General features: G+C 33.7%; 9 protein-coding genes. All 9 read right to left on the minus strand.

Features of this window, described 5'->3' with window-relative positions; all coding sequences use genetic code 11:
- Nucleotides 1-9: 9 nt before the first annotated feature.
- On the minus strand, nucleotides 10-1,827 hold the full coding sequence (locus tag ABD939_RS10485; RefSeq protein WP_345168101.1) for an ATP-binding protein: 1,818 nt from the start codon (nucleotides 1,825-1,827) through the stop codon (nucleotides 10-12).
- A gap of 15 nt (nucleotides 1,828-1,842) precedes the next feature.
- On the minus strand, nucleotides 1,843-2,427 hold the full coding sequence (locus ABD939_RS10490; RefSeq protein ID WP_345168102.1) for a DUF4202 domain-containing protein: 585 nt from the start codon (nucleotides 2,425-2,427) through the stop codon (nucleotides 1,843-1,845).
- A 153-nt stretch (nucleotides 2,428-2,580) separates the two neighbouring features.
- The gene (gene nirD / locus ABD939_RS10495) at nucleotides 2,581-2,958 is read right to left on the minus strand and encodes a nitrite reductase small subunit NirD (protein ID WP_345168103.1); all 378 of its coding nucleotides are present in this window, start codon (nucleotides 2,956-2,958) and stop codon (nucleotides 2,581-2,583) included.
- Nucleotides 2,959-2,979: 21 nt separating this feature from the next.
- On the minus strand, nucleotides 2,980-5,496 hold the full coding sequence (nirB, locus tag ABD939_RS10500) for a nitrite reductase large subunit NirB (RefSeq protein WP_345168105.1): 2,517 nt from the start codon (nucleotides 5,494-5,496) through the stop codon (nucleotides 2,980-2,982).
- 157 nt (nucleotides 5,497-5,653) lie between these two features.
- On the minus strand, nucleotides 5,654-7,948 hold the full coding sequence (locus ABD939_RS10505; protein ID WP_345168106.1) for an FdhF/YdeP family oxidoreductase: 2,295 nt from the start codon (nucleotides 7,946-7,948) through the stop codon (nucleotides 5,654-5,656).
- Nucleotides 7,945-8,550: a nucleotidyltransferase family protein gene (locus ABD939_RS10510; RefSeq protein WP_345168107.1), complete on the minus strand. Its 606-nt coding sequence runs from the start codon at nucleotides 8,548-8,550 to the stop codon at nucleotides 7,945-7,947. Before ABD939_RS10510 ends, ABD939_RS10505 begins: the two co-directional genes overlap by 4 nt.
- 13 nt (nucleotides 8,551-8,563) lie before the next feature.
- Nucleotides 8,564-9,586 (minus strand): XdhC family protein, encoded by a 1,023-nt coding sequence (locus ABD939_RS10515; RefSeq protein WP_345168108.1) that lies wholly within the window; start codon nucleotides 9,584-9,586, stop codon nucleotides 8,564-8,566.
- 28 nt (nucleotides 9,587-9,614) lie between these two features.
- Nucleotides 9,615-11,834, minus strand: a complete 2,220-nt coding sequence (locus ABD939_RS10520; RefSeq protein ID WP_345168110.1) for a xanthine dehydrogenase family protein molybdopterin-binding subunit — start codon at nucleotides 11,832-11,834, stop codon at nucleotides 9,615-9,617.
- Between the two features lie 17 nt (nucleotides 11,835-11,851).
- Nucleotides 11,852-12,316: a (2Fe-2S)-binding protein gene (locus ABD939_RS10525; RefSeq protein ID WP_345168113.1), complete on the minus strand. Its 465-nt coding sequence runs from the start codon at nucleotides 12,314-12,316 to the stop codon at nucleotides 11,852-11,854.
- Between the last annotated feature and the right edge of the window lie 92 nt (nucleotides 12,317-12,408).

Genomic DNA, 12,408 nt, shown 5'->3' on the forward strand with positions numbered 1-12,408 from the left:
GTTAACTATTTAATTAGTCGTAAGAGGCACATTAAGCGTTACACGAGTACCTTTGCCTTTTTCCGAAGTTAAGAATAAACGCCCTTCTATATATTTTATTCGCTCTTTCATAAAAGTCATACCCATACCGCCATCACCAGTTTTTACACGCTTAATTTTATCAGGGTCAAAACCTTTACCGTTATCATCAATAACAATACTTAACATTTTTTTACTGTGCGTTAATGATACTATTATATGCGAAGATTCAGCATATTTTATAGCATTATTAATAGCCTCTTGGGTAATGCGATAAATATTTATTTCGGCAAGTGAATCGAGTCTTTGATTAAAATCAGATTTATTAAAAAGTACAATTTCCTTACCTGTAAGTTTTGCTAATTCTTGTACTAATTTTGTAAGTGCTGGTACAATACCATGATCGGTTAATTCTGGTGGTGTTAAATTGAAAGTTGCTGTTCGAACACCTTTTATTATATCTGTAGTTAGAGCTTTTAAATGTTCTATTTTTGAGGTAGCTTTTTCAATATTTTTGGTATCAATACTCTCCAAATTATACTTTAAACCAGTTAGCATCTGCCCAATACCATCATGTACATCTTTTGCAATACGATTTTGCTCTTTTTCTTGATTTTCAATAATTTTACTTGAGATGATTTTTTGCTGACTCATTTTCTCCTCAAAACTCTTTTCCGTCAATCTATCAATCTCCAATTGGGCTATTTTACGCTCTGTAATTTCTGATGCAATAATTAATAATTCAGATTTATCACTTGTTGGGCTATAGGGAATAATAGCCATTTCTAACCATACATCTTTATGCTCTTTACAAGTTGCTTTAACCTCGCCTTTCCAGCCAGTTTTTTTATGTTTTTTTATAAGGTCTTCAATATGTACTTGCTCATTTTCTAACTGTGAAATCGCTTTCCAAAATGGTACTGTTTCATTAAAATTTGAGAATTTAAATAAACGCGAAAACTTATTCCCCATATGTATTAGCGTGCCATCTGGTAATGTTCTTGCAAACAACAAAGTTTCATCCATAGCCCTGGTTAAAGTACTTAACTCTTGAATGGATTTTTCTCTTGCTTTACTCAATTCATCAGCATCAAAAGCCATTTTTTTAGCTTGTTTTTCGGCAGATAATAATTGTGCTAGTGTATAACGTACAGATTTAGCTGCGGGCCAAAAAATAAATAAAAATTCACCTAAAAGAATCGCTAATGTTAATATTGTTAACCAAAATTCAAGTTTCCGTAACCATGCTACTTTTTCTTCAGCTTCAGCATCATATTGATTTACAATAGCATCCATCTGTTTTAAAAACTCGCCTTCATTCGCCTTAACAATCGTTACATCATTTATAAATGGTACTGAGTTAGTAGAGCTATTCTCAATCTTACTTATAATAGCTTTTGAGGCTTTGGCAATAGTATCAAAAACAGGATTTAAAGCGGCGAACTTTAAAGTAATAGCTTCACTATTTGTATTGGGTAGTCGCAGACTATCATTACCATTTTGCAATGCATGATGCGAGAACTCCCAAACTAGAAGTGTTTCTTTTAAATTATTTTTTATAGATAATTGTTCTTCTAAACTTGATGCAGACGATAAAGACACAACATTTTTAGCCAGTTTCTGACTTAGCATACGTTGCCTACCAGCAATATTTATAATTGTAGAATCACTTTCTTGACCTGACAGATGAGTACGAATTAAAATCTGACTTATAATTACAGAAAGTGCAATGGTGCTAAACCCGATAATGTACAAACGGCGTAGTTTATCAAAAGTCCGATGATCTAATGAGTTACCATTTTTTGCCATTATTAAAAGTTAAAATTATGAAATAGCTTGCTTTACTAAAGCTAAAGATTTTTCAGAGAAGTTTAGTTTTAAAGCTTCCTGTTGCCCTTTATCACTCATTTTTACCCATGTTTTCTGTAAAATATCAATGACTTTTTCGTCAGGATGTTTTGCAGCAAATTCCTCAAAATAATAATCTAAAAAAACTAAGCAAATAGTATCCTCTAAAGCCTGAGATTCATCATTTTTTTTAATCAGTTTTTTAAGAATAATTTTTCTTATTCTATCTATAAACTCATCATCATAACCCACTTGCCTTAAGATATCCTCAGTTAAATCAGCATGCATTTTCTTTAAAGTTTCTCGCCATTTTAAATACCCTACGCGATCCATCGGATATTCATTACGAGCAATTTTCCATCTGCAAATGTGTTGCGCACGTGCTGCAATTTGTAATGCCTTAGAAGCATCTGGTAAAAACTGCAACAATTTTCTAGTCATCCGTTGCGAGTATAATAATTCCTTAGGATATTCTATACCAGCAACATGATAGGTACTAATATCCTCAGAATTTGCTTTATCTATTAATGCTATCGCAGTTTCAAAACGAGTTGGCTTCATAATGTTTTTTGGAATTACTGTCTATAAAAGCCAAGATAAACAATTACTTTTTTTATTAAATACTATATGTTGTATTTTTAAATGGAAATGAAAAACTTAGCCATTTTATAAATAAAAATTGACTTTTAAGCTTCTTATTTTGTCAATTCTGTTTTACTCTGCAAAACCTACATATACATAGTCCTCTTCTATTTTTACAGGATATGTTGCGATAGCACCTAAATCACCATTTAAATTTTCGCCATTCTCTAATGAAAATGTTTTTTTATGTAACGGGCAAGCCACTTTTGGAATACCTTTATCATCTCCAATCATTCCTCTACTCAAGACCATTTCCATTTTATGAGGACAAAGATTTTGACAAGCATACCATTTACCTAATCTTGAAAAATTATAAACTGCTATTTGTTTGTCTTTATACTTTACACAAGCACCACCATCTATGGGAAAATCATATATCGATGCTGCTTTAAACCAAACTTTTACTTGCTCTGATTTGATTGTTGCGTACTTTTCTAAGATTTCTTCCATTTTATATAAATTTAGTACTTATTATAACCAAGGTTCTGGCATTTTTTGATCACGCATAGGAACAAAAACCAAATTATCATCATCTTCTTCGCTATTTACAAAATGATTGAAACGTTTCATCATTTCTGGATCATTAACAGCCTGAGTCCACTCGCATTCAAACCTATTAACCAAAGTTTGCATTTCTTTTTCTAAATCTTCTACTATTCCAAGTTTATCATCGATAATTACTTCTTTTAAATACTCGAGACCACCTTCTAGTCGCTCTTGCCATGCGGCAGTACGTTGTAAAGGTTTTGCAGTACGCATGTAAAACATTAAGTATCTATCTAAATACTTAATTACTGTTTCGTTATCAATTTGTTCTGCAAATAATTCGGCATGACGCGGGTTTGCACCACCGTTTCCTCCAACGTATAAATTCCAACCACCTTCAACTGCAATTAACCCGAAATCCTTTCCTCTGGCTTCAGCACATTCGCGTATACAACCTGAGACACCACCTTTTATTTTGTGTGGAGCACGAATACCTCTGTAACGATTTTCTAATTCGATACCAAAGCTTACACTTTCGTCCATTCCGTATCGACACCATGTTGAGCCCACACAAGTTTTTACTGTACGTAAAGATTTTCCATAGGCATGACCGCTTTCAAAACCATGACTTATTAATTCTTTCCATATCAATGGCAACTGGTTTAAAGTAGCTCCAAATAAATCAATTCTAACTCCACCTGTAACCTTAGTATACAAATCATATTTCTTGGCAATTTCACCTAGAGCAATTAACTTATCAGGAGTAATCTCGCCACCAGGAACACGGGGCACTACAGAATAAGTTCCGTTACGTTGAATATTTGCTAAAAACCTGTCGTTTGAATCCTGAATAGCATACTCTTTATTGGCAGTATCAGCATGAATAGTTGCCATTAATGACGCAATTAATGGTTTACATAATTCGCAACCATGGCCACCGTTTCCATGACTATCTAACACTTCATTAAATGTAGTATACCCTTTTACTTCTATAATTTTGTATAAATCTTGTCTGTTATAATCAAAATGCTCACAAACAGAATCTTTAACTTCAATACCTAAAGCCTTAAGTGTGGCATTGGTTAAATCTGCTACCATTGGTTTACAACCACCACATCCTGTACCTGCTTTAGTACAACTAACTACACCAGCTAAATCTGTTGCTTCTCCGTTTTCAATAACACCACATATTTGACCCTTTGTAACACTCTCACAAGAACATACTTGAGCTTCGTCTGGTAAATCTGTAACATCACCAAAAGACGAAGCGCCATCACTTGCAGGTAAAATTAATTGTGATGGATCTTCTGGAATTTTCATCCCGTTTAAATACATCTGATGCAACATATTATAATCTGAGGCATCACCAACTAAGATTCCGCCTAGTAATGTTTTACCATCCAAACTCACATTTATTCTCTTATATAAATGCTGCGTTTTATTTTCAAAAATGATGGAATGACCTTTTGAAGCTGGCATAAATGGTTCTCCAAAACTGGCTACATCTACACCAATTAATTTAAGCTTAGTAGACATATCAATATCTGCAGGCATTATGGCATCGTTTTCTGCAAGAATTTGTTTTACAGCAATATCTGCCATATCATAACCTGGTGCTACCAGACCATAAATCATTTGATTGTAAAGTGCTATTTCTCCAATAGCATAAATATGCTCGTCAGAAGTTTTCATAGTATTATCTACAACAATACCTCCACGAACACCAACTTCCAATCCGCTTGCTCTTCCTAATTCATCTCTTGGACGAATACCTGCCGAAATAATCAACATATCTACGTCTAACATATCATCTTCACCAAACTCCATTCCTGTTATAGAACCGTTTCCAAGTATTTGATTAGTGGCTTTACTTAAATGAATATTAAGTCCAATAGATTCTAATTTTAATTTTAATACTTGAGAGCTTCTTGAGTCTAATTGACGCGGCATTAATTTAGGTGCAAACTCCACAATATGAGGCTCTAAACCCATATCCATAACCGCTTTACCAGCCTCTAATCCTAATAATCCACCACCTAAAACAGCAGCTTTTGCGTCAGGTTTATCTACTTTGAGCTTGGCAGCGTAAGATAGCATACCTTCTAAGTCTTCAATGGTTCTGTATACAAAAACCCCTTCTTTTTCAACGCCTTTTATTGGAGGTACAAAAGGTGAAGACCCTGTTGCCAAAACCAAATAATCGTATGTAAACTCTCGGTCTTTTGCAGTAGTGATAGTTTTACCTGTCCTGTTAATATCTGCAACACGTTCACCAGTAACTAAGTCTATATTATTTTCTGCATACCAACTTGATGGTGCCATTTCTAAGGCTTTAGCATCTTGGTTTTCAAAAAACTCACTTAAGTGAACTCTATCATAAGCAGGCCTTGGTTCTTCACCAAAAACTGTAATCTTAAAATTGATACTTTTAGCTTGAGCTACAAATTTTTCACAAAATTTATAACCAACCATTCCATTTCCAACGACAATAATATGTTGCATAATTACGTATTTAAATACAAAACTAAGTATTTATACGTATTTTTAGATGTGATTTTTTAAGAAATTTAAGTATATATGTTATTATTATCAATTTCTCAAATTGAGATATTAATAATTGCTTATTAGTGAATTTATGATGAATTTTTACCTAATAAAACTAAAGTTTCGCAACAGTAATCTTAACACTCTTAGAAGCTGGAGTCTTTGCTGTATGGGCAAAACTTTCTAAAGGAACTAATACATTAGTTTCGGGAAAATAAGTTGCACAGCAGTTTTTAGGAATGTTGTAACCTACAACTTTAAAATTATGAGCTTCTCGAACAATACCGCTGTATTCAGATTTCAAATTAACAATATCATGCTCTTTTAAACTACGTAGTTTCATGTCTTGTTTATTCATAAAAATGACACGTCTTTCATTAAAAACCCCTCTATATCGATCATCTAAACCATAAATTGTAGTGTTAAATTGGTCATGACTTCGAATCGTCATCATAATTAACTCATCATCTTTTAATTCCCATTCTGGCAACTTATTAATTGAAAAGTTAGCTTTACCTGTTTTGGTTTTAAATTCTCTAATTCGTGCACCATTTGGTAAATAAAAACCTTCTGATTGTTTTAGCTTTTTATTATAATCGTCGAATCCAGAAACCACCTCAGCAATATCATCTCTAACTAAATTATAATCGTCTTTATATTTTAACCAATCAACTTTTGATTTTTCTTTTAAACTAGCATGTGCCATTCCGCAAACCACAGCTACCTCACTTAATAATTGTTCTGAACAAGGCTCTAAAACACCTTTGGTTGTATGAACAATACCCATTGAATTTTCAACACTTTGAACTTGAACACCAGATTTCTGGTAATCTTTTTCGGTACGCCCTAAACAAGGTAAAATTAAAGCTTCCTTTCCTGTAACTAGATGCGATCGATTTAATTTCGTACTTACATGAACTGTTAACTCACAATTTGCCAAAGCAGTTGCAGAGTATACCGTATCAGGAACTGCAGAAATAAAATTACCACCCATGCCTATAAATACTTTTGCTCGTTTCTCATACATGGCTTTTATAGAATCTATTACTGAATAACCATGCTTGTTTGTGGGTTTAAAACCGTATTTAGCTTCTATTTTATCTAAAAATGCTTGCGGTGCAGATTCCCAAATACCAACAGTTCTATCGCCTTGTACGTTGGAATGTCCTCGAACAGGGCAAGTACCTGCCCCTTCTTTTCCTATGCTCCCTTTTAGCAATAATAAGTTAACCAATTCTCTAATATTATCAACAGCGTTTTCGTGTTGTGTTAAGCCCATGGCCCAACAAATAATAATCTTATTATTACTAAGAATCAAATCAAAAACCTGATTAAATACTTCTAGAGAAATACCAGATGCGTCCAGACATTCTTGAAAATTATAAGTTTTTAAATCAGTAATAAACGCATCATAACCTTCAGTGAATTCCTGTATAAACGACTTATCAAAAATATTTCCTTCAGATTCTTCTTTTTCTAAAAGTTTAAGAAGTAGTGCTTTAAAAAAAGCCACATCGCCATTAATAGTAATTGGAACAAAAACATCTGCTATTTGCGTTCCTCCAGTTATAAGTTTAACAGGGTTTTGTGGATTGGTGAATTTTATTAAACCAGCTTCAGGTAATGGGTTTACAGCAATTATTTTACCTCCATTATTTTTACATTTTTCTAGTGCAGTAAGCATTCGTGGGTGGTTGGTTCCGGGGTTTTGCCCAATTACCATAACGACTTCTGCTTTATATAAATCATCTAAAGTTACTGAACCTTTACCTATTCCTAAAGTTTCTGATAAGGCACTTCCACTCGCTTCATGGCACATATTTGAACAATCTGGTAAGTTTGATGTTCCATATTCTCTAACAAATAATTGGTATAAAAATGCTGCTTCATTTGTTGTTCTTCCTGATGTATAAAAAACAGCCTCATCAGGATTATCAAGACTATTTAAATGCGTTCCAACCTTTTTAAAAGCCTCATTCCAAGAGATTGGTTCATAATTTTTAGAACCCTTAGCAAGAAACATAGGTTCAGCTAATCGTCCTGATTTCCCTATTTCAAAATCAGACCAACCTGCTAATTCATCTACAGAATATTTTATAAAAAAATGGGTTCCAATAGTTTTATTCTGAGCTTCTTCCGCAATAGCTTTAATACCATTTTCGCAAAACTCTCCTAAAGATGAGCGTTCATCGTCTGGATCTGGCCATGCACAACCTGGACAATCAAAACCACCTTTTTGATTCATTTTAAGCGATAATTTCAAAGCATCAGTAGGATTCATATACTTTGAAACTTGACCAATTACAGCTGCGATGCTTTTAAAACCAACACTATTTTTTAGTGGTTTTTTACTTTTTAGTTTTTTAAAATTTTCTGGAGTTAACGCTTTGTCTTTTATTGATTTACTCATTTAGTTTTAAAATTCTCTTTGTGAAGTTTTTCATAATCTTCTTTCGAATCTAAATCTACATTTTTTAAAGGAGGTTTTAAAGTTTTTACAGAATATTCGTGGGCCTTTAAAAGTTTTTTAGCCCCATCATCACCTATTAAATTTGATAATTCTTGAAAGTAAATTTTATCAAAAAGTACTGGAACTCCTTTAATATTATTATCATACAATGTAGCGATGATTTGGTTTTCATTAGAAGAAAACCTAGAAATTATTTTATTCAAATAATCAGTATTAATTAGAGGTTGATCTGCTAAAGTTATCAATACACCCTGAGTTTGAGGTTTTAATTTTAAAATGTAATTTACTGCACATGCTATAGATTTACCTAAACCCTTTTTCCATTCATCATTCTGTAAAATAACAATAGAATTAGACTGAATAGCTTTTTTTATAATTTCTTGATTTGCTCCGAGGACGACTATAACTTCAGAATTACCAACTTCTAAAGCCGTATTTATAGCATGATTCAACAATATATCTTCACCCCAATTAAGTAATTGCTTTGGGCTCCCCATTCTACTTGACGCTCCAGCTGCTAAAATAACGATAGAAATATCCATGCTAATTAACGGCCTAATGTTTTGAGTGAATTCTACCTGTTTTTTGATTAAGCGACAAAGGGTGTTGCTTTCGTGTGAATGCCAAAATCTCCGAAACAATTGAAATAGCTATTTCTTGAGGTGTTTCAGAACCAATATTAAGACCTGCTGGTCCATGGATAGATTCTAAAAACGCATCAGATAATTCTGGACAGTATTCTATAAGCTGAGACAATAAATCATCTCTACGCTTACTAGGACCTAACAAACCTATATAATTTGGATTAGTATCTTTTAAAGCTACTAAATAACGCAAATCATAAGCAAAATTGTGCGTCATTAAAACAACAGCAGTTTGATTATCGATATGGGAAACATCTAAAGTTTCAGGTGTAGTTACTTGTAAAGCATGAGCTTTTGGGAAATCCTGAATTGATTTATGTTCTTTAACTCCAGCAATAATAGTCACTTCCCAACCCGTTAAAGCTGCATATTGGCATAATTGTACTGCATCGTGTTCCGCTCCCACAATCATTAATTTAAAGCATGGCGGCATGTATTGTTTAAAAACTGAAAGCTTAGGTTTTTCAAAATGCTTTTTTGAAGTATTTAAAGCGTATAATTTATCTGCTATTTTAACAAAGGATCCATAATCAGGATTTACATTTTCCTTCTTTTCAAAATAAGACAATACTTCAAAAGATTGACGCTGATTTAAACATTTTGTAAAAGCAGAAACAAAAGTTTCACTAGGTTCAAAGGGTTCAATCAAAATATAAAGAACGCCTTCACAACCTAGTCTATATCTACCATCATAAGTCATTATTTTAGATTGACCTGTTCTAAAAACAGATTGTGATTGGATTAAAATCTCCTTTTCTACACATCCACCACTCACCGCGCCAATCATGTTTTCGTTTTCCAAAATAAGCATTCGCACTCCTGGTCTCCGGTATGAAGAACCATCTAAAGCCACAACTGAAGCTAAAACAGATTTAAGTCCATTTTTACTAGCACTTAAACCTGCCTCTACAATGTTTTTAAATTCGTGTGTCATACTAGAAAACTAATAAGAGAAGCCTTTTTTATCCTAAAACCTTCTTTTCAATATTCATGTTGCTCATATAAGGCTGCTTAGTTAGTCGTTTACCAGTTGCTTTATAAATAGCATTGGCAACGGCAGCTCCTACTGGAGGTAATGTTGGCTCTCCTAGACCTGTAGGGTCAATATCATTTTCAATAAAATGGATATCAACTTTAGGTGTTTGTCCCATTCTTATCAATTGATAAGAGTTAAAGTTATTAGACTGCGGAACACCATTACTAAATCCGAAATCTGAGTACATCGTATGACCAATTCCGTCTAGGACACCACCTTTTGCTTGATTCATTGCACCCAAAGGATTTACAACAATACCACAATCAATAGCACAGGTTACTCGTTTTACATTAGGAACACCATTTTCCATAGTTATATCTGCAACTTCTGCCACATGTGTGTTATGACAATAATACACTGATAATCCTTGATAAACGCCCTCTTTTGCTTTGCCCCAATTAGATTTCTCAACAACCATTTTCAAAACACCTTGTAATCGCTCAGGACTATACTGAATTTTTGCATCAGGATTCTTTTTTACATTGTCAAGCAAATCAATATGAAACTGTACTCTATCTACACCTAATTCCTCAGCCAATTCATCAAAGAAACTTTGCTCTGCACTTGCTAAAAAGTTGGTGTAAGGTGCTCTCCAAGCTCCTGTGGTAATATTACTTTTATAATTTACAGTATCTACTTGATAATTTTCAATAGCACCTGCAGGAAAGAAGTTAGGAATTAAACCATACATATTTGAATTTACCGCGGCTTCTTTTAAATGATAACCTGTTAGTTTTCCATCTTTTATAGAAGCAGCAATTTTATATTTAATCGCAGGACGATAAACACCAGTAGTCATATCATCTTCTCTTGAGGATACCATTTTAATGGGCTTTCGTATGGCATCTGAAATTTCGGCAGCTTCATAAACAAAATCACCATATAAGCGTCTTCCAAATCCACCGCCCATTCTGGTCATGTCAACAAAAACTGTCTCAATATCTCTTCCTAACAAATCGGCTACTACACTTTGTGCAGCTTCAGGAGTTTGAACTGGACCAACCAAATCTACCTTTTCATCCGTTACATTAGCAAAGAAATTCATTGGCTCTAAGGTATTATGAGGTAAAAAAGGAGACTCATAAACACGTTCAATAATTTTATCTGCATTTGCAAAAGCTTTTGTTACATTTCCATCTTTTCGCCTTGTATTAAACTTTTTTCCATCCAATAATCCATTTAAAATTTCGTCATGCTTTTCTGTACTTTCAAGTGGCGAGTCTGTTTTCCAAGTTGCTTTTAGGGCTTTTTTTCCTTTAAAAGCATCCCAAGTGGTTTTTGCAATAACAACTACTTTATCAGAACTACTTATTTGCATTGACCAATTTCTTTTTCCTGACTCTTGATACTCTCGCACTTTTTTTCCAATAGTTATTACATCAACAACACCTGGTAAAGATTTTGCAACTGAAGCATCGTAAGTATCTAAAACCTGACCAAATGCTGGAGGCCTTAAAACTGCCGCATACAACATGTCTGGCACTTTATAATCTAAACCAAATAATGGCTTCCCTGTAATAATTCTATCTATATCAACATTTCCTTTACCTTTTCCTATAATTGTAAAGTCCTTTACATCTTTTAGAGTTACCTCTTCAGGAACCTCAAGAGAAGCGGCTTCAGAAACCACATCACCATAGCCTAAAGTTTCTCCTTTAGCATTTGTAATGATGCCTTCTTTAACAGTACATTCTGAAGCATCAACGCCCCACTTTGCAGCAGCTGCATTTACCAACATTTGTTTTGCGGTAGCTCCTGTTTCCCGTAAAGGTTGCCAACTTCTTCTAATGGACTGACTTCCGCCAGCCACTTGTCCGCTAAAATTTTCAGTATCTAAAGGTGCTTGCTTAACATAAACATCATCCCAAGCAACATCAAGTTCTTCAGCAATAATCATAGGCATTGATGTTTTTACATTTTGCCCGATTTCTGGATTAGTAGAAAAGATTGTTACTTTTCCTTCCGGAGAAATTTTTATGAACGCATTAAAATCGTTGTAGTTTAATTGACTTAAATCTATTGAAGGTTTAACATCAGATTTACAAGCGTTGAATAAGTTAAAACCTATAATCATACCACCACTTGCCAAAGCTGATGATTTTAAAAACGCTCTTCTGCTGAATGTCATTTTTTTTGAAGGTGTCATTTTTTTCTATTTACAGGTTAGTTAGTTATTTTTTTTGAAGCTACTTTTACAGCTTCTTCAATACTATTGTATGCTGCACACCTACAAATGTTACCATGCATTGCATTTCTAATTTCAGATTCTGTTGGATTAGGGTTGTTTTCTAAAAAGGCAGAAGCAGTCATAATTTGTCCTGCTTGACAATAACCACATTGCGGAACATCTACCTCTTTCCATGCTTGTTGAACAGGATGATCTCCATCTTCTGAAAGTCCTTCAATAGTAGTAATATCCATACCTTCAGCTTGCGAAACTTGCAGCAAACAACTACGCATGGCGTTACCATCTACATGAACAGTACAGGCTCCACATTGACCTATTCCGCAACCAAATTTAGTTCCTACTAAGTCAATTTTATCTCTTAACACCCAAAGTAAAGGTGTGTCCATATCTGCATCAACAGTATGGGTTTTATTGTTGATTTTTAAGTTAAATGTTGGCATATTGATTATTTTGGTATTAAGTTATTAAAAATAGATTTAAGTATATCACTAACCTATAATTTTAACACACAGTTAACCAAATCAAAATTATC

The organism is Algibacter aquimarinus (assembly GCF_039543265.1).
Taxonomy (GTDB): Bacteria; Bacteroidota; Bacteroidia; order Flavobacteriales; family Flavobacteriaceae; genus Algibacter_B; species Algibacter_B aquimarinus.